Here is a 22,850-nt window from a genome sequence, read left to right on the forward strand (position 1 = left end):
CCGCGCCTGACACCGCGCACCGCCTGAACGTCTCTGCCCCCGCCTCCTCGGCGGGGGCAGAGGTCTCTTACGGGGGAGAACCGGGATGTTTCACGCCAGGAAAGTCACGAGGAAAGCCGCGTGGACTGCCGTTGCGGTCTGCGTCTGCACGACGGCCGTGTCCTGCACCGCGCAGGGAAGCCGCCCCGAAAGCACCGAACCCGCCTACTTACAGAGCCTGGTCAGCCAGGCCAACGGCCTCTACTACCACCCCTTCTTGAGGGAGGAGCGAGGCAGCCCCGAAGCCCAGTCCTACGCGCTGCGCATCCTGACGGAGACCGGCGCGAAGCCGAAGGTCGCCGTGACAGCCACCACAGCCGCGGCGCTGCGCTCCGACGCGCTCAAGACGTCCGCGCTGTGGGGCAGGTACTGGCTCGTCCCGCTGCGCGGGGCCGGGGCGGCGGCGGTACTGGGGCGCCGCGACACACAGGATGTGGAGAAACTGCGCACCGGCAAGGGCTGGTACGAGGATCCCGCGCTCGGAGCGAAGAACGACCAGGGGCGCCTCGGTGCCACCTGGGCGGCGCTGGAGGTGGAGGCGGCCACCGGAACTCTCGTGGAACTGCCCGCCGCGCACAGGACGGCCACCGTCGACTGGCTGGACCGGCTGGCGGACGGCGGGCCGAAACTGGACGAGGCCGCCGTCCTGGCCCGCTGCCTGCACCTGCTCGGCAGGCCCGTCCCCGCCACCCTGACCTCGGTGGCGGCCCCCGACACGAGCCGGTTCACCGAGCGGCCCGGCGACGAACGCGCCGACCTGCTGGAGGACACGTACAACTACGTACTGCTCCAGGAGTCGGCCGGCAAAAAGCCGCAGGTGGACCGCAGGACCTGGCGACAGGTGCTGTCCCACGACACCGCAAGCCTCGACTACGACCAGCTCTACAACCTGGTGCACATCCTGCGCGCCACCGGCAGCCCCACGGCGGAGTTCTCGGCCGTCACCCGCCGGCTGGAGCGGGAGCGCATGGCAGACGGAACCGTGCGCGACCCCTCCTCCTACCTGGGCACGCCCGACGCGTCGCTGTTCGTGCAGCGCCTGCGGAGCGTGGCCGGATGGACCGTACGGGACAGCCGTCTCCTGGCCGCCGTCGACGAACAGGCCGACGCCCAGGACGCGCCCCGCGACGGAGCCGCGCGGCTGAACCTGGCCTCGCTCAGGCACAGCGCGGGCGGCGAGCCGTTCTCCCGTCAGGAGGCCGCGCTCTGCCGGGACCCGTCGACGGTGCCGACCACGGTCACCGCGGACGACGTGGTGGCCTGGCAGCGCGCGGCCTGGGACTGCGCGGAATCCGGCGTACCGACACCGGTCCCCTCCGTCCGGCGCTGGAGCGTCGACGACCTGGAGGGCGCGCAGTCCGCCGCCACCCTGGTCGTCGGCCTCCACCAGATGGGCCAGGAGGACCGGACACCCGGATGGCTGACCGCGCACGCCCTCGAACGGTGGGCGGCCGACCCGGGTCCCCGCGCGAGCGTCTACGACCGTGCGCTGATCGTCCGCGCCTACCTACTGCTCGGCGGCCGTGCCGACGCCTCCATGGTCGGAGACCTCGCCGCCGAGTTCCGGGCGCACCGGGGCTGTCCGGGGCTTCCCGGCCTGTACCGACCCGATGACGAGCCGGGCTGCGACCTCAAGACGACATGGGCGGTCTGGGAGCTGGACAAGGCACTCGACCGGAAGCTGGGAACCCTGCCTTCGCAGGGCCCCTGAGACAGAGAGTGAGCACAACCTCCGTGAACACACTGCTGACAGCGAGTGGGGTGGGCAAGTCCTATACCTTGCGCGGCCGGCGGGTCGATGTCCTCCAGGACGTCGATCTCGCGGTCGCGCCGGGATGCGTCACCGCGCTCGTCGGACACTCGGGATCGGGCAAATCCACCCTCCTGCACATCCTCGGGCTGCTGACGAAACCCGACACCGGCCGGGTGGAGCTGGAGGGCCACGACACCCACGGCCTGTCGGACAACGCGCTCGCGGACCTGCGGCGCCGGCGGCTGGGGTTCGTCTTCCAGTCCTACAACCTGCTGCCGCAGCACAGCGCCCTGCGGAACGTCCTGCTCCCGTTCACCGGCAGGCGCCGGGAGGCGGAGGCCAGGGCCCGCGGTCTGCTGGAGCGGGTGGGGCTGGGAGACCGGTGCGAGCACCGGCCCGGCGAGCTGTCCGGGGGCGAACAGCAGCGCGTGGCACTCGCCCGGGCGCTGGTGAACGATCCGCCTCTGCTGCTGGCCGACGAACCCACCGGAAACCTGGACACCGGGAGCGAGGCCGTGCTGCTGGGCCTGTTCCGGGAGTTGGCGGACGACGGGCGGGGGGTGCTGGTCGTCACCCACGAACAAACCGTCGCGGACGCGGCCGACGTCGTCCACCGACTGGACCGGAGCGCCGCCCTGCCGGCACCGGACGAGACGAACGGCCGCTCCTGGGCGACCACCCGGAGCGCGCGGGAGGGCGAGCTGTGAACCTCTTACAGGTGGCGTGGTGGAACGTGCGCACACTGCGCAGGCGGCTGCTGGGGCTGGTGGCGATGGTCGCGGTCGCCGGCGCGGTGTGCCTGAGCGCCATCGGGATCGCCTCGAACGCGCAGGGCACGACGACCAGCCAGGTCGGGGAGTCGACGGCGAACCGGTCGGTCACGGTGGACTCCCCCGAAGGGCGTCCCGACACCGCCCAGTTGACGGACGCGACGGAGCAGCGCCTGGCGAAGATCGCCCACGTGGTGTCGGTCCAGCACCGGCTCCAGGTGTCCATGCCGGTACGGGACAACCCCGAGGGGGCCGACCTGCTGTACGCGACGACCTACCGCAAGGCGCTCGCACCCCCCGTGGTCAAGTCGGTCCGTAAGCAGCTGTTCCCGCTGCACCGCGGCGAGGTGGTCTTTCCCGCCGCCACGCACGGCGTGGACCTGTCCTCGATGGTGGGCAGGACGGTGACGGTGGACGCGCACCACTATGTGCGGCCCGGCGTGGGGGACACGGTGAGCGACCGGGTCAAGGTGGTGGGCCTGTACGACCCAGGCTGGCAGTTCGACGGACCGGACACCGCGTACGTGGACGACGCGACCGTGGTGAAGTGGGCGGCGGCCGCGGCGGGCAAGACCACCGACGACTACCTGCGCACATCGGGCTGGGACCAGCTGACGGTGGTGGCCGACAGCGCCGCCCATGTACCGGGCGTGCTCAAGACCGTGCAGAAGATGAACTACCCGGCCGTCGCCCTGCAGCAGCAGCTCGAGGCTCTTCCCGGAGTACTGCAGCTCGTCGCCCTGACCGGGAACGTGCTGCTCGGCGTCCTGGGCGTGCTCGCCTTCGCCGGGGCGGTCACGGTGACGGGTGCGCTGGGGCGGCAGCGGGCCCAGGAAGTGGGCATCCTCAAGGCGGTCGGTTTCCGCGGCCGTTCGGTGACGGGGATGCTCGTGGCGGAGATGGCGATCGCCGGTGCGGTCGCGGCAGCGGCCGGAGTCGTGCTCGCGGTGGGCGTGGCCGGCGCGGCGGCCGCAGGCCTCCGGCGTATCGGCGACATCGCCCCGTACGTACACGACACGGTGCCGCTTCCAAGCCTGCCGACGATGGTCTCCCTGTCGGTCGCGACCGTCGTCGTCGTGGCCGCCGGCGCCGTGCTCCCGGCACGTCGTGCCGCGCGCATGTCCCCCACCGAAGCCATGAAGGACTGGTGATTCCTGTGCCGCGGCACAAGACGTCGTACGCCGCGCTCGCGGTGTCCGCTGCCCTGCTGGCCTCCTGTTGCGGCTGTTCCGGTGCCGACGACGTGGAGTTGGGAACGGACTGGAAGGGTTCGCAGACCTTTGTGACCGCGAGTGTGTCCGGGTACACCGTGGTGGTCGGCATCAATCCCGGGGCCCACCACGCGCAGGCGCTGGCCGTGGTGCCGAAGAAGGTCGGCGACGACGACGTGCTGGCCCCTCAGCTCGTGCGGTTGGCCGACGGGACGTGGTGGCTGTCGACGCCCCGCAAGGGGGAGCGCCCGGACCGGTCCTTCACGCTGGACACTGCCCGGCACGCCCTGGACGAGAAGGACGACACGGAGCGGCTGCGTGAACTCGTGCCGGGTCGGAGCCTGGTGGCGGCCGTTCACGACTCCTCCGGAGGCGATCGGGAGGCCCCTGCGGCGGACGGCGGAACCACCGGTGTGCTGATACGCGACGCGAAGACGTGGAAGAAGGTGCGGGACGTGCGGGTTCCGGGGCCGGTCACGCTGGCGGCGTCCGATCCGTCCAGCGACACGGTGTGCCTCGCCACCGGGCAGGGGTCCGATGTGAAGGCGAGTGTCCTCGACCTCACCACCGGCAGGACCAGACAGGTCGGGGAGGCCGGCGGTGTGCGGGTGCAGCAACTGGCATGTCCGGCGGGCACCCCCGTCCTGGCCGGTGCCCCTGCCCGGATCAGCCGGGGAACCGCGCTGAGAGTGACCCTGACGAACGCGGAAGGGGCAACCGTGCTGAGCGCGGCCGGCGGAAGGGTCGATGCCGTGGAGGCGTCGAAGGACACCGTCGTGGTCGCGGTGAGCACCGGGCAGGACAGCGATCTCGTCGAGCTGGACCGGAGGACCGGGCGGGAACTGCGGCGGGCGACGGTCGAGGGCATGGACAGCTCGTCCCTGCTGCGGCACACGCGGGACGGCTGGGTGATGGTCTCGGACAACACGGCGGCCGTGGTCGACCTGGACAAGGGGACGTCCCGGACGTTCGACCTGCCGGGAACGCTGACGAGCTTCTGAGCCGACCGGGATTGCCCGGGATTTCCACCACTACCGGCACCCCGTCGGCAATAAATCCTCGTCGCGACCGGCAGCGAGCGCAGGACCGCCGCCGGGGAACTCGTCGTCTAGCGTTCCGACGTTCTCGACGTGGTCTGGTCGCGGTCTTCGACAACGCCCGGCTCGCGCACGACGCGCTGCGCCGGCTGCTCAGCGGCGAGTACGACGAGGAGTTCCGCCGCGCCCACGTCGAGGACACGACGGAGTGGTACGAGCGCATGACGACCACCCCCGAGTTCGTCCCGCTCGCGGGGTGGCGCGGGGAACTGCGCCACGAGATCGCCCGCCGCGCGGCGGCCCCGGCGAGCTGTGGCCCGATCTGGTCCTGCTCCCCGAGCGACGCGACCGCTTCGTCCTCGCCCAGCTCCTGTGGTGTGCCGACGCCGACCATGCCCGCCGTTTCGCATCCCTCGCCGCACGCGTACAGCGGCGCCAGCTCGCGCCGGCGGCCGAGGTCGCCGGGCCGGGAGCAGGCCGCACGCTGAGCGTGGGCGGGTCCGGGACTCGTCGGGCGTCGCCGTAGGCTCGGAGACATGAGTCTGCGCCTGAGTACCGTGATCCTTCCGCACCGCCGCTGGCACGAGGGTGGCCGTGCCGCATGGCAGCGCGCGGAGGAACTCGGGTTCCACACCGCGTACACCTACGACCACCTGTCCTGGCGTACGTTCCGGGACGGCCCCTGGTTCGGCGCGATCCCGACGCTGACGGCGGCGGCGGGCGTCACGGAGCGGATGCGTCTGGGCACCCTCGTCACATCGCCCAACTTCCGGCATCCCGTGACGCTGGCCAAGGAGCTGATCTCGCTCGACGACATCTCCGGCGGCCGGATCACCCTCGGTATCGGCGCGGGCGGCACCGGCTTCGACGCCACCGCGCTCGGACAGGATCCGTGGACCCCGCGGGAGCGTGCCGACCGGTTCGGGGAGTTCGTGCCGCTGCTGGACCGGCTGCTCACCGAGGACTCGGTGTCGTACGAGGGCGACTTCTACTCGGCGCACGAGGCCCGGAACATTCCGGGGTGTGTGCAGCGGCCCCGGCTGCCCTTCGCGGTGGCCGCCACCGGGCCCCGTGGTCTGAAGCTCACCGCCCGGTACGGGCAGGCGTGGGTGACCACCGGAGATCCGAAGCTGTTCGAGAGCGGCACCCCCGAGCAGTCGGTGCGTGCCCTTCACGGGCAGGTCGAGAAGCTGGCCGACGCCTGCGCGGCGGTCGGCCGGGACGCGGCCGGACTCGACAAGATCCTGCTCACCGGTTTCACCCCGGACCGCGGACGTCCGCTGGAGTCCCTCGGCGCCTTCGTCGACTTCGCGGGCCGGCACCAGGAACTGGGCTTCACCGACATCGTGATCCACTGGCCCATCCCCGACTCCGACTTCGCCGCGGACGAGAAGGCCTTCGAGCAGATCGCCATGGAAGCGGCGGCCCAGCTGACGTGACGGCGGTGCCCACCGCAACCGCCCGTCCATGTTTCACGTGAAACAGTCACCTCATGCGGCCGGGGCCGTACCCGGCGGCACATCTCGGGCCGCGCGGGATCAATGGGACTCGGGGAACCGCAGATAGCGCGTGGGTACCGCCTCGGTGAGCCACACCCCGTTCTCGCTGAACCGGAACACATGGCCGTCGCCGTGCATCGCGCCCGCGTCGACGGAGAGCACGACGGGTCGGCCGCGACGGGCGCCCACCCGGGTCGCGGTCTCCCGGTCGGCGGAGAGGTGCACGGCGTGGCGGTTCATGGGCCGGAGCCCTTCGGCCCGGATCGCGTCCAGGTTGCGCGCCACCGTGCCGTGGAAGAGGTACGACGGCGGGGTGGCCGGGGGCAGTCCGAGGTCGACCTCGATGCTGTGGCCCTGGCTGGCACGGATACGGGTGCCCTCGATCGCGAAGCGTTGCTTGTCGTTGGTGGCCACCACGTGGTCGAGGTCCTGACGGCTGAAGCGGAACCCGTGCGCTGCACAGGCGGCGATCAGCGTGTCGATCTCGACCCAGCCGGCCTCGTCGAGGGTGAGCCCGATCCGCTCGGGCTGGTGGCGCAGGTGCTTCGAGAGGTACTTCGACACCTTCACGGTGCGTCTTTCATCCATCCGTTCAGCATGGCGGGAGAGACGTGGATCACGCATTTTATTTTGGAGCCGATGTTTGGTCCACAACCAACTGTAGTTATCCACAGGGGGACTTGGCGTTTCTGTGGACAACTCCCTGTCATGTCAGCCCTGTTCGTCAAGATCAGCTGGGGGACACCCATTTGGCATGAGCGCATCCAACGCCCTTGCCCGCAGCTCCCGTTCGGCCGCGAGCGCTACGAACTCCGCCGCCCTCGCCGCCCCAACCAGCCCCTCTACGGCCCGCATCGTCTCCTCGGGGACGGCCACGGAACGTGACGAGAACGCCGGTGCCGAAGGCTCGACCGCTCCCAGGTGCTGCCGCAGTGAACGGTTGGCGAACAGCCGCATCGCGCGGGCGAGTTCCGCGTCCACTGTCTGCTGCGCGAGCGGCCGCAGCCGTCGTACGAGGGAGGCCGCCTCGGCCGCGTCCGCGTCGGTCGGACGGTGCGGTCCTTCGAGGTAGCGGGCGAAGACGTGCTCGGTGGTGAACTCCAGGAAACGGGAGGCGATGTGCTCGACCTGCACCCTCAACTCCCGCAGATGGGACGAGATCGCGGACAGCGGAACCCCCGAGGCGTGCAACTCGACGGCCACCGCGAGCTCTTGGGGGCTCGGCACGAGGAAGGAGTCGGGGTCCTCGGGCACCGGCTCCAGTACGCCGAGCTCGACGGCCTCGGCGACGGCCGCGTCGTCGGGATTGCCGCCGAAGCGCCGTTCCAGTTCGGCGCGCGAGATCCGGCCCGCCTCCTCGTCGGTCCACGGCCCGTCCACCTCGGCGACCAGCCCGAGCACCCCGCCCAGGCCCCGGCCCGCGTCCCAGGCCGCCAGCAACTCCTTGATGGAGGCCAGGGTGTAGCCGCGGTCGAGCAGGTCCGCGATCTGGCGGAGCCGGGCGAGATGGACGTCGGCGTACACGTTGGCCCGCCCGCGCCGCTCGGGGCGGGGGAGCAGACCGCGGTCCTGGTAGGCGCGGATCGTCCGGACCGTAGCCCCGCTGAGCTGGGCGAGATCCTCGATCCGGTAGGCGACCCCACCGGAGCCGGCACTCACGCGGCACCCGCCCGCGCCGCCGGTGACCGTCTCAGGTACTCCACCGCCCGGTTCAGCGATCCCTCCCGCGACGGATGGTAGGAGCGCCGCAGATAGCGGGGGACGGCCGCGCCGAGCGACCGCCAGGTGGGCAACAGGCCTTTCCGTACGGCCCTGTTGTGCTCGGCGAGCGAGTAGCGGACGCGCCCGGCGAGTTGCGGGTCGTGGCGGATCAGGTAGGCCGTGCCCCAGGCCCACAGGTAGAGCATCACGGGCGCGGTGACCGTCATGCCGGCGATACGGCGGGCGTACCGGGGGAGACCGCGGCCCCCGCAGTGCTGGAACATGTCGAAGGCCACCGCGCGGTGTTCGACCTCCTCGGCGCCGTGCCAGCGCAGCAGGTCGAGCATGATCTCGTCGGCGCCCGCCCGGTCGAGGGCCTCCGCGGCCAGGATCCAGTCGCCCAGCACCGCCGTGAACTGCTCGATCGCCGCGACGACCGAGAGCCGGAAGCGCAGCCACTCGCGCTCGGGCAACGGCGCGCCGAGCGGCGGGCATTCGCCCAGCAGCCGTTCGAAGAGGAAGTCGACGTACCGGGTGAAGTCGGCGGTGTCGAGCCGCTGGGCGGCGAGATGGTCCAGCACGTGCGCGTGCTGGACGCTGTGGGTGGCCTCCTGACCCATGAACCCCTTGACGTCCGCGCGGAGTTGAGGGTCCCTGACCAGCGGCAGGCCCTCCTTGAGGACTTTCACGAACCACCGCTCCCCCGCCGGCAGCAGCAGATGCAGCACGTTGACGACATGCGTGGCGGTCGGTTCGTCCGGGATCCAGTGCAGGGGCGTGCGCGACCAGTCGAAGGAGACCCGGCGGGGCGCGATCGCGTGGTGTTCACGCGCGTGCTGTTCATTCTCGTGGTGCTCGTTCGCGGAGGTCACAGCGGCGGCTCCATGCGGGCCACCGCCCGCAGCGCGCGCGGGGCGAACCGGGACATCAGATGGGCGCCGCGCGCCTCCGGGGTGACCGGTACGACGGCCTGGTCGCGGACGACCGCCCGCAGGATCGCGTCGGCGACCTTCTCCGGCGGGTAGTTCCGCATCCCGTACAGGCGTGCCGACCGCTTCTGGCGCCGTTTCTCCTCGTCGGCGTCGACCCCGGCGAAGTGCGCGGTCGAGGTGATGTTGGTGTTGACCAGGCCGGGGCAGATCGCCGAGACACCGATCCCCTGCCCGGACAGCTCGGCGCGCAGGCACTCGCTGAGCATCAGGACGGCCGCCTTGGAGGTGCTGTAGGCGGGCAGTGTCCTGGAGGGCTGGAACGCCGCCGCCGACGCGGTGTTGACGATGTGGCCGCCCTGGCCGCGCTCGGCCATCTGCTTCCCGAAGAGCCGGCAGCCGTGGATGACGCCCCACAGGTTGACGTCGAGGACCTTCTTCCAGTCTTCCGGGGTGGTGTCGAAGAAGGAACCGGAGAGTCCGATTCCGGCGTTGTTCACGAGGACGTCCACCACGCCGTACTCCCCGGCGACCTTCGCGGCGAGCTTCTCCATGGCCGGCCCGTCGGAGACGTCGACCGTCTCGGCCCAGGCCTCGGGTGCGCCGATGAGCCGGGCCAACTCGGCGGTGCGGGCGGCACTTTCCGCGTCCCGGTCGACGGCCACCACGCGCGCGCCCGCCTCGGCGAACGCGAACGCCGTGGCCCGCCCGATCCCGCTGCCCGCCCCCGTGACCAGCACGAGCTGCCCGCCGAACCGCTGGGCGTACGTGCCGGTCCCCGTGGACGACACGGGTCCCCCTTCGTCGGCCGTCACGAACTCCGTGATCCAGGAAGCCAGTTGATCGGGGCGCGTGCGCGGGATCCAGTGCTTGGCCGGCAGTGTCCGCCGCACCAGCTCAGGCGCCCACTCCTCCAGCCCGTCGTAGAGCCGCTCGGACAGAAACGCGTCCCCCAGGGGCGTGATGAGCTGCACGCGCGCGTGCGCATAAGCGTCGGGGCGTGGCCTGCGCAGCCGCGCCCGGACGTTGTCCCGGTACAGCCAGGCGCCGTGGGCCGCGTCCTGGGGCAGCGACGAGGTCGGGTAGTCACCGCGCGGGACCTTCTCGACCCGCTCCAGGATCCTCGGCCAGCGCTTGCCCAGGGGGCCGCGCCAGGCGAGTTCGGGCAGCACGGGCGTGTGCAGCAGGTACACGTACCAGGACTTGGCACCCTGGCCCAGGACTTGGCCGACGCGGCGCGGGGTGGGCCGGGTCAGGCGCTTGTTGATCCAGTGCCCGAAGTGGTCCAGGGACGGCCCGGACATCGACGTGAAGGAGGCGATACGGCCCTTGGTGCGCTCGACGGTGACGAACTCCCAGGACTGCACCGAGCCCCAGTCGTGGCCCACCAGGTGCACCGGCCGGTCCGGGCTGACCGCGTCCGCGACCGCCAGGAAGTCGTCCGTCAGCTTCTCCAGGGTGAACCCGCCCCGCAGCGGCTGCGGGGCCGTGGACCGGCCGTGCCCCCGGACGTCGTAGAGCACCACATGGAAGCGGTCGGCGAGGCGGCCGGCCACCTCGGACCACACCTCCTTGCTGTCGGGATAGCCGTGCACCAGGACCACTGTGGGGTTCGACTCGTCCCCCAGCTCGGCCACGCACAGCTCGACTCCGCCGGTCCGCACCCGGCGCTCGCGCGCACCCTCAAGCGTCACTTGTCCTCCGCCCAGCGCCGCACGTGCGGCAGATCGTCGTCCAGCCAGAAGGCGCTCTGTTCGGGGTCCCCGGAGTCGGTGACGACGAGGATCTCCTCGAACTTGGCGCCCGTGCCCCGGAATCCGAGATGCGGTTCGACCGCCCACAGGCCGGGGTGCGGGGGGTGGTCGGAGAAGCGGTACGGCGACCAGAGCGGGGACCAGCCGTCGCGGTGGCCGTGCAGCGCGTCGCTCGCGAGGCCCTTCAGGGCCTGGGTGCCGAACCCGAACAGCCGCGGGGACCAAGGGCGTTCGGCGACCCGGTCGACCTTGTGCGCGATCACGCCGAAGGGGTACGCGCGGTGCCGGTTGGCGTAGCCCTGGCGGACCATGAGGCGGTCCACGTCCTCGTAGATCTCGCGCAGCGGGCGCCGCTCGCGCACCTCGCGCAGCAGCAGCTCGCGATGCGCCTCCAGGTCGGCCATCAGCCGGTCCTGCACCGGGTTCGCCCCCAGGGAGCCCGAATATCCGATGTCGGCCGTGAATCCCTTGTACACGGGGGCCATGTCCAGGATGAACGGCATCCCGGGCTCCAGCCGGCGGTTCGTGGGGAAGAACTGCAGCGGCACCCGGAAGTTCGTGAACGCCGTGCGGTCGCCGAACCAGGCGAAGGGCAGATGGAACCAGTCGCTCACACCCTTCGCGCGCAGCCACGACCGCTGCATGCGCGCCGCGTCGCGCTCGGTCACCCCGGGTTCCAGACGGGCCGCGACGGCCTCGGCGCACTCGTACGCCAGCCGCTGGACCTCCCTGAACCCCCGCAGTTCCGCGGAGAGTTCGCGTGTCACCGCCGTAGTCATGCCACCGCCCCACCTGTCCACACCGACTGCGGTACGTGCTCGTAACTTGACACTGGTGAATGTGACAGTTGTTAGAGGCTGCGTCAATAGGCTTGATCTCTGCCTGTGGATAACCGCCCGAGGCCGGTCGCGTAGCTCTCAAGTAGGGGCATCCCCTACGGACCCGTACGCCTGGAGTCTGACGTGAGGACAGCTCTGCGGGGTGACGACCGGAGTGGTCCGCGTCACTACCTTCGTAGACGTGACTGTGATCGCGACCGAAAGCCTGAGCAAGCGGTTCCCCCGGGTGACCGCGCTTGACCGGCTCTCCGTGGACGTCGGCCCCGGTGTGACGGGGCTCGTCGGTGCCAACGGAGCCGGCAAGTCGACCTTGATCAAGATCCTGCTGGGTCTGTCCCCCGCCTCCGAGGGCCGAGCCGAAGTGCTCGGCCTCGATGTCGCCACCAAGGGTGCCGACATCCGCGAGCGCGTCGGGTACATGCCGGAGCACGACTGTCTGCCGCCCGACGTCTCGGCCACCGAGTTCGTCGTCCACATGGCGCGCATGTCCGGACTGCCGCCCACCGCGGCGCGCGAGCGCACCGCGGACACGCTGCGCCACGTCGGCCTGTACGAGGAGCGCTACCGCCCCATCGGCGGCTACTCGACGGGCATGAAGCAGCGCGTCAAACTGGCGCAGGCCCTCGTCCACGACCCGCAGCTGGTCTTCCTGGACGAGCCGACCAACGGCCTGGACCCGGTCGGCCGTGACGAGATGCTCGGCCTCATCCGCCGTATCTACACGGACTTCGGCATCTCGGTCCTGGTGACCTCGCACCTGCTGGGCGAGCTGGAGCGCACCTGCGACCACGTGATCGTGGTCGACGGCGGCAAGCTCCTGCGCTCCAGCTCCACCACGGACTTCACCCAGACCACGACCACCCTGGCGATCGAGGTCACCGACACCGACGAGCACCCGGACGGCACCCGCGCGGTGCGCGAGGCGCTCCACGCGCGCGGGGTGGACACCCACGACGGCAGCGGCCTGCCGGGCGCGGGCCACGTCCTGCTCCTGACGGCCTCGGGCGAGGAGACGTACGACGTGGTCCGGGACGTGATCGCGGACCTCGGCCTCGGCCTGGTGCGCATGGAGCAGCGCAGGCACCACATCTCCGAGGTCTTCACCGACACCGAGACCGGCACCGACAGCGACGCAGAGCGGAAGGAGGCCGTAGGCCATGGCAATTGACCAGCCCCTGGTCCCCCAGCCGGGCGACCAGACCCGTATCCACAACATCGGCTACCGCAACTACGACGGCCCCCGCCTGGGCCGCGCCTACGCCCGGCGCTCCCTCTACTCGCAGTCCCTGCGCGGCGCCTACGGCCTCGGCCGCTCGGTGAAGTCCAAGGTGCTGCCCATGCTGCTGTTCGTGGTCATGTGCGTGCCCGCGGCCATCATGGTGGCCGTCGCGGTCGCCACGAAGGCCAAGGACCTGCCCGTCGACTACACCCGCTACGCGATCATCATGCAGGCCGTCATCAGCCTCTACGTCGCCTCCCAGGCGCCCCAGTCGGTCTCGCGCGACCTGCGCTTCAAGACCGTGCCGCTGTACTTCTCGCGGCCGATCGAGACCGCCGACTACGTGCGGGCCAAGTTCGCGGCCCTGGCCTCGGCCATGTTCATCCTGACCGCCGCCCCGCTGATCGTGCTCTACGTAGGAGCGTTGCTCGCGAAGCTCGACTTCGCCGACCAGACCAAGGGCTTCGCCCAGGGCCTCGTCTCCGTGACCCTCCTCTCCCTGCTCTTCGCCGGCATCGGCCTGGTCATCGCCGCGGTCACCCCGCGCCGAGGCTTCGGCATCGCCGCCGTCATCGCCGTACTGACCATCTCCTACGGCGCCGTCTCCACCCTCCAGGCGATCGCCGACGCGCAGAACGCCACGAACGCCATCCCGTGGATCGGCCTCTTCTCGCCCGTCACCCTCATCGACGGCCTCCAATCGGCCTTCCTGGGCGCGACATCGGCGGCACCCGGAGGCATCGGCCCCTCCCACGCGCAAGGCGTCGTCTACGTCCTCGCCGTCCTGGGCCTCATCGCCGCGACCTACGGCCTCCTGATCCGCCGCTACCGGAAGGTGGGCCTGTGACCACGCTCTCCATCGACCACGTCTCCCGCTGGTTCGGCAACGTGGTCGCCGTCAACGACATCACCATGAACGTCGGCCCCGGCGTCACCGGACTCCTCGGCCCCAACGGCGCCGGAAAGTCCACCCTCATCAACATGATGGGCGGCTTCCTCGCCCCCTCCACCGGCACCGTCACCCTCGACGGCCAGCAGGTTTGGCGCAACGAACAGATCTACAAGCACATCGGGATCGTCCCCGAGCGCGAGGCGATGTACGACTTCCTCACGGGACGCGAATTCGTCGTGGCCAACGCCGAGTTGCACGGCCTCGGCGCCAAGGCGGCCCAGAAGGCGCTGGCCACGGTCGAGATGGAGTACGCGCAGGACCGCAAGATCTCCACGTACTCCAAGGGCATGCGCCAGCGCGTGAAGATGGCCTCCGCCCTGGTCCACGACCCCTCGCTGCTCCTGCTCGACGAGCCGTTCAACGGCATGGACCCGCGCCAGCGTATGCAACTCATGGACCTGCTGCGGCGGATGGGCGACGAGGGCCGCACGGTGCTGTTCTCGTCCCACATCCTCGAAGAGGTCGAACAGCTCGCCTGGCACATCGAGGTCGTCGTCGCCGGACGGCACGCGGCCAGCGGCGACTTCCGCAAGATCCGCCGCCTGATGACCGACCGCCCGCACCGCTACCTGGTCCGCTCCAGCGACGACCGCGCCCTCGCCGCCGCGCTGATCGCGGACCCCTCGACCTCGGGCATCGAGGTCGACCTGGCCGAGGGCGCGCTGCGCATCCAGGCCGTCGACTTCGGCCGGTTCACCGCCCTGCTGCCCAAGGTGGCCAGGGACCACGGCATCCGGCTGCTCACGGTCTCGCCGTCGGACGAGTCGCTCGAATCCGTCTTCTCGTATCTCGTCGCGGCGTAGGAGGCCAAGAGATGTACGACCCCACAGTCGCCCGACTCACCTACCGGGCCCTGCTCGGCAAGCGCCGGGCCCTCATCCTGGGCGCCCTGCCCCTGCTGCTGATCGTGATCTCCGTGGTGGTGCGCGCCCTCGCCGGCGCCGACGACCAGACCGCCGTCGATGTCCTGGGTGGCCTCGGCCTCGCCACGATGGTGCCGATCATCGGCGTCATCGCGGGCACGGGCGCGATCGGACCGGAGATCGACGACGGCTCCGTGGTGTATCTGCTGTCCAAGCCGCTGAAGCGGCCCACGATCATCTTCACCAAGCTGATCGTCGCGGTCGGCGTCACCATGGTGTTCTCGGCCGTGCCCATGCTGATCTCCGGGCTCATCCTGAACGGCAACGGCCAGCAGATCGCCGTCGCCTACACGGTGGCCGCCCTGGTCGCCTCCATCGCCTACGCGGCACTCTTCCTGCTGCTCGGCACGGTCTCGCGGCACGCGGTGGTCTTCGGGCTCGTCTACGCCCTCGTCTGGGAGGCCCTGTTCGGCTCCCTGGTCGCCGGCGCCCGCACGCTCAGCGTCCAGCAGTGGTCCCTGGCCGTCGCCCACAAGGTGTCCGGCGGCGAGCTGGTGACCTCCGACGTCGGGCTGACCACGGCGACGATCTTCCTGGTCGCGGTCACCGTGGGAGCGACCTGGTACGCCGGACAGAAGCTGCGCTCGCTGACCCTCGCCGGCGAGGAATGACAGGTCCTGATCTTGACGGGGGCTTCATCTCTGTCCGGGCACACTGGGCAAACGGGGACGCACGGCTAGGAGGAACGGGGATGGCGGGACAGGCACCGTACGGCGGCGGACAGGCCGAATCAGGGGACGGCTGGGACAAGTTGGTCCTGGACGACGACTTCATACGGTCCGCCGAGACGGCCGAGCCGTCCGCGCGAGCCCGGATGCTCGCGGCGCGCTGGCGCAACGAGTCGCCCGAGCCGCAGCCCTGGCGCTCCGACGAGCCGCCCGCGGGCTGGTTCTTCAGCAAGGCACGTCGGCGCAGGTGGCGCCGGGGTTAGGACAGGCCCCCAGCCCTCACCCGGCTGCCCTTTTATTCGGTGGCGTCCAACTCGGCGTACAGGCACAGTTGTTCTGTCGACGCCGGATCAGCCGGCGCCACCGACTGGGAGAGGAGCTGGACGATGTCGATGCCAGACAGTACGTCCAACTCCCTTCAGGGCAGCCCGCGGCGGTCTCCGGAGTAGTTACCCCTCCGTCGAGTCGCCCACCACGGGGAGCTGCCCGGGGCGGCCGCTTCGAGCACGCGACTCATTATCGCGTGGGCCGCCCTCCCTTTCGCCCCTATCGCAGGGGGCACGACGGGCTGGGGCGGTTGCCCACACCTACGCGAGCAACCGCTCCAGCACGACCGCGATCCCGTCCTCCTCATTGGAAGACGTCACCTCGTCCGCCACCGCCTTGAGCTCCTCGTGCGCGTTGGCCATCGCCACGCTGTGGCCTGCCCACCCGAACATCGCTATGTCGTTGGGCATGTCGCCGAAGGCGATCGTGTCGGCGGCCTTCAGACCGAGGCGGCGGGCCGCGATGGAGAGGCCCGTGGCCTTGGACAGGCCCAGGGGCAGCAGTTCGACGATGCCCTCGCCCGCCATAGCGACCGTGACGAAGCCGCCCGCGGCCTCGCTGGCCGCCTCGGCGAGCTGGTCGTCGGTGAGGGTCGGGTGCTGGATGTAGATCTTGTTCAGGGGGGCGGCCCACAGCTCGGACAGGTCCGTGAACGGGGTCGCGGGAAGCGCCCCCGTGACCCGGTACCCGGGACCGACCAGCACCTCGCCGTCCAGGCCGCCCTGGCTCGCCGCCAGGAACAGCGGGCCGACCTCCGCCTCGATCTTGGCGAGTGCCACAGCGGCCAGTTGCCGGTCCAGGGTGACCGAGGTCAGCAGGCGGTGCTCGCCGGCGTCGTAGACCTGGGCGCCCTGCGCGCAGACCGCGAGTCCCTCGTAGCCGAGGTCGTCGAGGATGTGCCGGGTCCAGGGGGCCGCGCGGCCGGTCACCACGATGTGCGCGGCACCGGCCTCCGTGGCCGCCGCGAGGGCGGCACGGGTGCGCGGCGAGACCGACTCGTCGGAGCGCAGAAGCGTTCCGTCGAGGTCGGTCGCGATCAGCTTGTACGGGAAGCCGGTGCTCACTTGGCGACCGGCGTCAGAACCTCACGGCCGCCCAGGTACGGGCGCAGCACCTCGGGCACCCGCACCGAACCGTCGGGCAGCTGGTGGTTCTCCAGGATTGCCACGATCGTGCGCGGTACGGCGCACAGCGTGCCGTTGAGCGTGGCCAGCGGCTGCACCTTCTTGCCGTCGCGCAGACGGACGGAGAGCCGGCGGGCCTGGAAGCTGTCGCAGTTGGAGGCCGAGGTCAGCTCGCGGTACTTGCCCTGGGTCGGGATCCACGCCTCGCAGTCGAACTTGCGGGAGGCGGAGGCGCCGAGGTCGCCCGAGGCCACGTCGATGACCTGGTAGGGCAGTTCGAGGCCGTCGAGCCACTGCTTCTCCCAATCCAGGAGCCGCTGGTGCTCGTTCTCCGCGTCCTCGGGGAGGACGTACGAGAACATCTCGACCTTGTCGAACTGGTGCACGCGGAAGATGCCCCGCGTGTCCTTGCCATAGGTGCCGGCCTCGCGGCGGAAGCACGGGGAGAAGCCCGCGTAGCGCAGCGGCAGCTTGTCGGCGTCGAGGATCTCGTCCATGTGGTACGCGGCGAGGGGGACCTCGGAGGTGCCGACCAGGTAGTAGTCGTCCTTCTCCAGGTGGTACACGTTCTCCGCGGCCTGGCCGAGGAAGCCGGTGCCCTCCATGGCGCGCGGGCGGACCAGCGCCGGGGTCAGCATCGGGACGAAGCCGGCCTCCGTGGCCTGCGCGATCGCCGCGTTGACGAGCGCCAGCTCCAGGAGGGCGCCGACGCCGGTGAGGTAGTAGAAGCGCGAGCCGGAGACCTTGGCGCCGCGTTCGACGTCGATGGCGCCGAGCGCCTCGCCGAGCTCCAGGTGGTCCTTGGGCTCGAAGCCCTCGGCGGCGAAGTCGCGGATCGTGCCGTGCGTCTCCAGGACGACGAAGTCCTCCTCGCCGCCCACGGGCACGTCCGGGTGCACGAGGTTGCCGAGCTGGAGCGCGAGGCGCTTGGTCTCCTCGTCCGCCTCGTGCTGCTCGGCGTCGGCCGCCTTGACGTCGGCGGCGAGCTGTCCCGTCTTCTTGAGCAGCTCGGCCTTCTCGTCGCCGGAGGCCTTGGAGATGAGCTTGCCGATGCTCTTCTGCTCGGAACGCAGCTCGTCGAAGCGGACGCCGGACGACCTGCGTCGCTCGTCGGCGGACAGGAGAGCGTCGACGAGCGCGACGTCCTCTCCACGGGCGCGCTGGGACGCGCGCACACGGTCGGGGTCCTCACGGAGCAGGCGAAGGTCAATCACGCGGACCAGGCTACCGGTGCGGGGTTCCGGCTCACGACTTGGTATTCCGAACTGCGGCTTACATCCAGTTATGGGGTAATTGCGGAGAGTGTCAATACTGGTGGACGCGAGTCAATAAAAGAGCGTTCCACTCCCTGGAACGGGGCAGGCGCGAGGCGGCCTGTTGACTCGAATCCCTTGTGGGAAACGGGACTTGAGGTCGCGGTTGTCCACAGGAATCCACATCCCGGAAGAGTTATCCACAGGCTGTGTGGAAGATCTGTGGATGCCGGAAGTGATCATTCCTAAAGGGGTCCCGGGATCAAGGAATTCCCGACCCAAACGTCCCTCACACCCACTTTCGGGTGGAATTGCGTCGCTCCATAGGATTGCCCGAAGGAAACGGGTGGACGAAGAGTGACCTACGCGCCGGTGCACGGACCAGGAGCCCGTAGGGCGATTTGTCGACTGCATCGTGTGTCGGTGTCGACTTGTCCCCAGGTCGAGAAGTGGGCCTGTGGATAACTTCTGTGGATAACGAAGATACGCAGGTACTACCGGGCCTCTTCCGGGCCACCATCGGTGCACTGCCGACGCACCACCGGTCAGAAACGGCCGTCCTGGCAGTGCGCGACCCAGTCCGCCGCCGACAGGAAGTCCTCGTCCGAGGTCCCAGGGAACAGCGGTCGCACCCCGTCCACGCCGACGTCCGCGCGCGGGTACGAACCGAGGAAACGCACCTGCAGAGAGATGCGCTTGAGCCCCATCAAGGCCTCGGCGACGCGACGGTCGGAGATGTGTCCCTCGGCGTCGACGCAGAAGCAGTAGTTGCCGATGCCGGCACCGGTCGGGCGGGACTGCAGCAGCATGAGGTTGATGCCCCGGGTGGCGAACTCGCCGAGCAGATCGCGCAGACCGCCGGGGTGGTCGTCGCGCTGCCAGATGACGACGGACGTCTTGTCCGCGCCCGTCGGCGCGGCCGGCCGGGCGGGCCTGCCCACCAGCACGAACCGGGTCTGCGCGTTCTCCGCGTCGTGGATCTCCGTCTCCAGGGCCTCCAGGCCGTACCGGGCGGCGGCGAACTCACCGGCGAACGCGGCGTCGTAGCGGCCCTCCTGGACCAGCCGGGCGGCGTCGGCGTTCGAGGCGGCCGACTCCCACAGGGCGTCCGGGAGGTTCGCCTTCATCCAGTTGCGGACCTGCGGCTGGGCGGCCGGGTGCGCGGAGACCGTCTTGATGTCGGAGATCTTCGTGCCGGGCCTGACCAGCAGCGCGAAGGTGATCGACAGCAGCACCTCGCGGTAGATCATCAGCGGCGCGCCCGCGACCAGCTCGTCCAGGGTGGTGGTGATACCGCCCTCGACGGAGTTCTCGATCGGCACGAACGCGGCCTCGGCCTCACCGGCGCGCACCGCGTCGAGCGCGGACTGCACCGACACATACGGGATCAGCTCCCGGGTGGCCGCCTCCGGAAGTGTGCGCAGGGCGACTTCGGTGAAGGTGCCCTCAGGGCCGAGATACGCGTAGCTGGCTGGCATGACCTCACCCTAATGGGCCTTGCGAAACCGGACGTACTGTTCCTGGTCCGGCCACCCGTCAGGGCGACGGGCTCCACTCACGGCCGCTGCCCTGACGGGGCGACCGGCTCACCCCTCCAGCAACCGCTGCCCCACGTACTCGCCCTCCGCCGCCCCGCCCGGCACCGCGAACAGGCCGCTAGCCTCGTGGCGGATGTACGTCGACAGGGCGTCGCCGCGGTCGAGTTTGCGCTGCACGGTGACGAAGCCGCGCAGCGGGTCGGCCTGCCAGCAGACGAAGAGGAGCCCGGCGTCCGGGGTGCCGTCGGCGGCGATGCCGTCGTGGTACGAGAAGGGGCGCCGGAGCATCGCCGCGCCGCCGTTCTGGTCGGGGCGGGCGATCCGGGCGTGCGCGTTGATGGGGACGACCAGGGCGCCCTTCGCGTCGGTCTTCTCCAGGTCCATCGCGGTCGTCTCACCGCCCCCGGAAAGGGGCGCCCCGTTGGACTTGCGGCGCCCGACGACGTTCTCCTGGGCGCCGGTCGAGAGCTTCTCCCAGTCGTCGAGGAGCATGCGGATCCTGCGTACGACGGCGTAGGAGCCGTTCGCCATCCACGCCGGGTCGGCCGAACCGGACGCCGGCACGAAGATCCGCTTGTCGAAGTCGGACTCGGTCGGCTTGGGGTTGCGAGTGCCGTCGAGCTGGCCCATCAGATTGCGGGCCGTCATCTTGTGGGCCGTGGCGCCCGGCGACCGGTTGAAGCCGTTCATCTGCCAGCGCACCTTGGCCGCGCTGCCCGCGTCCTTCTGGATCGTGCGCAGGGCGTGAAAGGCCACCAGGGCGTCGTCGGCGCCGATCTGCACCCACAGGTCGCCGTTGCTGCGGGACTTGTCGAGCTGGTCGGAGGAGAAGTCGGGGAGCGGGTCGAGGGAGGCGGGGCGTTGCTTCTCCAGGTCCGTACGGGAGAAGAAGCTGTTGCCGAAGCCGAAGGTGATCGTCAGCGACGAGGGCCCCGCGTCCCGGGCGACATCCGTGTCGTCCTGCGCCGCCGCCTCACCCGCCATCAGCCGCTGCGCGGTCGTCGACCAGCGGCGCAGCAGGGCCGCCGCCTCCTTGCGGCCCGCGCCCGCCGCCAGGTCAAAGGCGACGAGGTGGCCGCGCGCCTGGAGGCCCTCGGTGATGCCGGGCTGATGTTTCCCGTGAAACATTGCCCTGTCCGCGCCAAGTGAGGTCAGCGGAGTGGCCCCGGCGGGGGCAGCCGCGTACCCCACGGCCCCGCCCGCCGCACCGAGCACAAGCCCGGTGGCACCGGCCGTACCGAGGAGCCGTCGGCGGGAAACACCCTCCCCGGGGGAGGCGTTTTCGGAAACGGTCTCCCCGGGAGGTGCCTTTACGGTGCGGGCCTCGGGAATGGACTGGTCTGGCATGGCGTGGTTCAGCCGATCTGCGCGTTCTTGTCGACGGTCGTCTGGTCGATGTCGGAGGTCCGCACGGTCACCGAGATCTTCCAGTCGCCCGCCATGGGGATCTGGATTCCGTTCGCGGCCCAGTGCCCGGTGGTGATGCGGTCGGGCGTCACGGGCAGTGGACCGATCTTCTTCGCGGCGAGCGTGAAGGCGACCTTCACCTCGGGGACGTCGAAGGCCCGTCCGTTGGGGCGCTGCACATAGACGTGCATCTCGTTGCCGCCCACCCGCGCGGGGTCGATGTCGACGCGGATGACGCCCTTGCCGTCCGTGCCCCCGGTGTCGAAGGACATGTCCAGGGTCAGCGCGCCCGAGGACGACGAGGAAGAGGACGAGGAGGAGGCCTTGGCCGCCTTGGCGTCCTCCTCCGTGCGGCCCGGTTCGGTGGTCGTCAGGGCCGTGGTGACGGCGAGGACGACGACCGCGACGGCGGCCTCGGCGAGGACCGAGCGGCGCAGCCCGAAGAGGTTCGGGTCGGCGTCCCGCAGCCGCTTCTGCTTGGTGTTGTCCACGGCGGCCTGCTGGCGCGCGAGCTGGGCGGCGCGCTTGGAGTCACCGGAGGCGGTCGACGAACCGCCGGCCTTGGCGGACGCCGTGACGTGCTCCTTCTCCGGCTCGCGTTCCTCGGCTGCCGCTGTTTCGTCAGTGACCGTATCAGCCGTAGCCGTCGTAGCCGTGTCGGTGGCGCTGTCCGCGAGCCGCGCCGTCCACCGCCGGGAGATCGACGCGATCCCCACGAGCAGCGCCACGAGCCCGATCTTGACGAGCAGCAGCTGCCCGTAGCCGGTGTCGGTGAACGCCGACCAGGAGCCGAGCTGGCGCCAGGACTGGTAGACGCCGGTCGCGACGAGCGCGACGACACTGCCGAACGCGAGGCGCGAGAAGCGTTGTACGGCGGCCCGCCCTATGGGGTTGTCGGCGGGCGCCCGGTACAGCGAGACGAGCAGGGCGGTGAGGCCGCCGAGCCAGGTCGCGACGGCCAGCAGGTGGACGACGTCGACGGGCATCGCGATGCCGGGCTGCAGCCCGGTCGAGGCGTGCTCGGACAGCGCCCAGCTCGCGGCGAGCCCGGCGGCCACCACACCGCCGCCGATGGCCAGCCCGAAGGTGAGGTCCCGCTTCTCCTCGTCCTCGCGCTTGTCGTAGGCCCCGAAGAGGACGGCGATGAACAGCGCGGCGGCGGCGAGCAGCAGCAGCCGGGAGACGAGCGAGGCGCCCGTCTTGGTCTGGAGGACCTGGCCGAGGAGGTTCAGGTCGAAGATGTCGCCGACCTTCCCGGAGGTCGTGTACGAGCCGCGCAGGAGCAGCAGCCAGAGCGTCGCCGCGGTCAGCGAGACCCAGCCGGAGACGACCAGCCGTTGCAGCGCCCGCACTCCGGCGCCGCGCTGCCAGCAGGCCAGGACGAAGGCGGCGCCGCCGACCATGACGATGAAGCCGGCGTACGACATGTAGCGCCCGAAGCCGTAGAGCCCGCCGACGAGCCCGCCGCCGACGTCCTGTTCGGCCGACGCGGAGACGGTGGTCTTCGAGGGGGAGCCGATGGAGAAGGTGAAGGCGCCGCCCACGGGGTGGCTGTCCGCGGAGACGACCTGCCAGGCCACCGTGTAGGTGCCGTCGGGCAGTCCGCTGCGGATCTGCGTGGCGTACGTCGTACCGCTGATGTTGGACGGTTTGCCGACGTCGACGCGTTTGCCCTTCGGGTCGAGCACGCGCAGTGAGTCGTTGTTCGTCGCGACCTTCTCGGAGAAGGTGAGCGAGACCTGTGTCGGAGCCTTGTTGACCACCACCCCCGAAGAGGGGTCGCTGCCGGTCAGGGCGGCGTGCGCGGAGGCCGTCCCGGCACCCGCGAACAGCATGCCGACGACGGCCAGGAACAGCAGCACCAGCGTGCGGACTCTGGGGGTGATGGTCGTCTTCAAGGTGGGGGT

The 22,850-nt window shown here is 70.5% G+C and carries 21 protein-coding genes; 11 read left to right on the forward strand and 10 right to left on the reverse strand.

Annotation, left to right across the window (positions count from 1 at the left end):
- Positions 1-157 precede the first annotated feature (157 nt).
- From JHN45_RS27880 to JHN45_RS27905, 6 genes are read left to right on the forward strand one after another with little or no spacing between them, the layout of a single operon-like run.
- Positions 158-1,750, forward strand: coding sequence for a hypothetical protein (locus tag JHN45_RS27880; RefSeq protein ID WP_201051134.1), 1,593 nt, complete (start codon positions 158-160; stop codon positions 1,748-1,750).
- Between the two features lie 23 nt (positions 1,751-1,773).
- Positions 1,774-2,499, forward strand: coding sequence for an ABC transporter ATP-binding protein (locus JHN45_RS27885; protein ID WP_201051136.1), 726 nt, complete (start codon positions 1,774-1,776; stop codon positions 2,497-2,499).
- Positions 2,496-3,713: an FtsX-like permease family protein gene (locus tag JHN45_RS27890; protein ID WP_201051138.1), complete on the forward strand. Its 1,218-nt coding sequence runs from the start codon at positions 2,496-2,498 to the stop codon at positions 3,711-3,713. The genes JHN45_RS27885 and JHN45_RS27890 overlap by 4 nt, the downstream gene beginning before the upstream one ends.
- The gene (locus JHN45_RS27895) at positions 3,710-4,774 is read left to right on the forward strand and encodes a hypothetical protein (protein ID WP_200709309.1); all 1,065 of its coding nucleotides are present in this window, start codon (positions 3,710-3,712) and stop codon (positions 4,772-4,774) included. The genes JHN45_RS27890 and JHN45_RS27895 overlap by 4 nt, the downstream gene beginning before the upstream one ends.
- A gap of 11 nt (positions 4,775-4,785) precedes the next feature.
- The gene (locus JHN45_RS27900) at positions 4,786-5,298 is read left to right on the forward strand and encodes a hypothetical protein (RefSeq protein ID WP_201051140.1); all 513 of its coding nucleotides are present in this window, start codon (positions 4,786-4,788) and stop codon (positions 5,296-5,298) included.
- Positions 5,299-5,346: 48 nt separating this feature from the next.
- Complete coding sequence (locus JHN45_RS27905) at positions 5,347-6,249, forward strand: LLM class flavin-dependent oxidoreductase (RefSeq protein WP_201051141.1); 903 nt, start codon at positions 5,347-5,349, stop codon at positions 6,247-6,249.
- A gap of 99 nt (positions 6,250-6,348) precedes the next feature.
- On the opposite strand, the gene JHN45_RS27910 is transcribed toward JHN45_RS27905, so the two are convergent.
- The 5 genes from JHN45_RS27910 to JHN45_RS27930 form a co-directional block, all read right to left on the reverse strand.
- Entirely contained in the window at positions 6,349-6,897 is a 549-nt protein-coding gene (locus tag JHN45_RS27910) for an RNA 2'-phosphotransferase (protein WP_201051143.1), read from the reverse strand.
- Between the two features lie 123 nt (positions 6,898-7,020).
- Positions 7,021-7,968: a MerR family transcriptional regulator gene (locus JHN45_RS27915; RefSeq protein ID WP_201051145.1), complete on the reverse strand. Its 948-nt coding sequence runs from the start codon at positions 7,966-7,968 to the stop codon at positions 7,021-7,023.
- Positions 7,965-8,882: a metal-dependent hydrolase gene (locus tag JHN45_RS27920; protein ID WP_201051147.1), complete on the reverse strand. Its 918-nt coding sequence runs from the start codon at positions 8,880-8,882 to the stop codon at positions 7,965-7,967. Before JHN45_RS27920 ends, JHN45_RS27915 begins: the two co-directional genes overlap by 4 nt.
- Positions 8,879-10,633: an SDR family oxidoreductase gene (locus JHN45_RS27925; protein ID WP_201051150.1), complete on the reverse strand. Its 1,755-nt coding sequence runs from the start codon at positions 10,631-10,633 to the stop codon at positions 8,879-8,881. The genes JHN45_RS27920 and JHN45_RS27925 overlap by 4 nt, the downstream gene beginning before the upstream one ends.
- Positions 10,630-11,472: a M24 family metallopeptidase gene (locus JHN45_RS27930; RefSeq protein WP_200709316.1), complete on the reverse strand. Its 843-nt coding sequence runs from the start codon at positions 11,470-11,472 to the stop codon at positions 10,630-10,632. The genes JHN45_RS27925 and JHN45_RS27930 overlap by 4 nt, the downstream gene beginning before the upstream one ends.
- 247 nt (positions 11,473-11,719) lie before the next feature.
- Here JHN45_RS27930 and JHN45_RS27935 point away from each other — a divergent pair, with 247 nt between their 5' ends.
- From JHN45_RS27935 to JHN45_RS27955, 5 genes are all read left to right on the forward strand, one after another.
- A complete protein-coding gene (locus JHN45_RS27935; RefSeq protein ID WP_026179266.1) occupies positions 11,720-12,700 on the forward strand; it encodes an ABC transporter ATP-binding protein in 981 nt (326 codons plus the stop codon).
- Positions 12,690-13,598: an ABC transporter permease subunit gene (locus tag JHN45_RS27940; RefSeq protein WP_200709317.1), complete on the forward strand. Its 909-nt coding sequence runs from the start codon at positions 12,690-12,692 to the stop codon at positions 13,596-13,598. Before JHN45_RS27935 ends, JHN45_RS27940 begins: the two co-directional genes overlap by 11 nt.
- The gene (locus JHN45_RS27945) at positions 13,595-14,506 is read left to right on the forward strand and encodes an ABC transporter ATP-binding protein (protein WP_201051152.1); all 912 of its coding nucleotides are present in this window, start codon (positions 13,595-13,597) and stop codon (positions 14,504-14,506) included. Before JHN45_RS27940 ends, JHN45_RS27945 begins: the two co-directional genes overlap by 4 nt.
- Before the next feature lie 11 nt (positions 14,507-14,517).
- Positions 14,518-15,237, forward strand: a complete 720-nt coding sequence (locus tag JHN45_RS27950; protein ID WP_200709318.1) for an ABC transporter permease subunit — start codon at positions 14,518-14,520, stop codon at positions 15,235-15,237.
- Between the two features lie 80 nt (positions 15,238-15,317).
- On the forward strand, positions 15,318-15,557 hold the full coding sequence (locus JHN45_RS27955) for a hypothetical protein (RefSeq protein WP_019073427.1): 240 nt from the start codon (positions 15,318-15,320) through the stop codon (positions 15,555-15,557).
- 324 nt (positions 15,558-15,881) lie between these two features.
- Here JHN45_RS27955 and JHN45_RS27960 read toward each other — a convergent pair whose 3' ends face one another.
- From JHN45_RS27960 to JHN45_RS27980, 5 genes are all read right to left on the reverse strand, one after another.
- Entirely contained in the window at positions 15,882-16,685 is an 804-nt protein-coding gene (locus tag JHN45_RS27960) for an HAD family hydrolase (protein ID WP_201051154.1), read from the reverse strand.
- A complete protein-coding gene (gene serS / locus JHN45_RS27965) occupies positions 16,682-17,959 on the reverse strand; it encodes a serine--tRNA ligase (RefSeq protein WP_200709320.1) in 1,278 nt (425 codons plus the stop codon). The genes JHN45_RS27960 and serS overlap by 4 nt, the downstream gene beginning before the upstream one ends.
- A gap of 584 nt (positions 17,960-18,543) precedes the next feature.
- A complete protein-coding gene (gene pheA / locus JHN45_RS27970; RefSeq protein WP_200709321.1) occupies positions 18,544-19,476 on the reverse strand; it encodes a prephenate dehydratase in 933 nt (310 codons plus the stop codon).
- A 108-nt stretch (positions 19,477-19,584) separates the two neighbouring features.
- The gene (gene efeB / locus JHN45_RS27975; RefSeq protein WP_201051156.1) at positions 19,585-20,883 is read right to left on the reverse strand and encodes an iron uptake transporter deferrochelatase/peroxidase subunit; all 1,299 of its coding nucleotides are present in this window, start codon (positions 20,881-20,883) and stop codon (positions 19,585-19,587) included.
- Between the two features lie 8 nt (positions 20,884-20,891).
- Entirely contained in the window at positions 20,892-22,841 is a 1,950-nt protein-coding gene (locus JHN45_RS27980) for a copper resistance CopC/CopD family protein (protein WP_201051158.1), read from the reverse strand.
- Positions 22,842-22,850: the final 9 nt, after the last annotated feature.

The sequence above is a fragment of the Streptomyces sp. MBT53 genome (genome assembly GCF_016654115.1).
Taxonomy (GTDB): domain Bacteria; phylum Actinomycetota; class Actinomycetes; order Streptomycetales; family Streptomycetaceae; genus Streptomyces.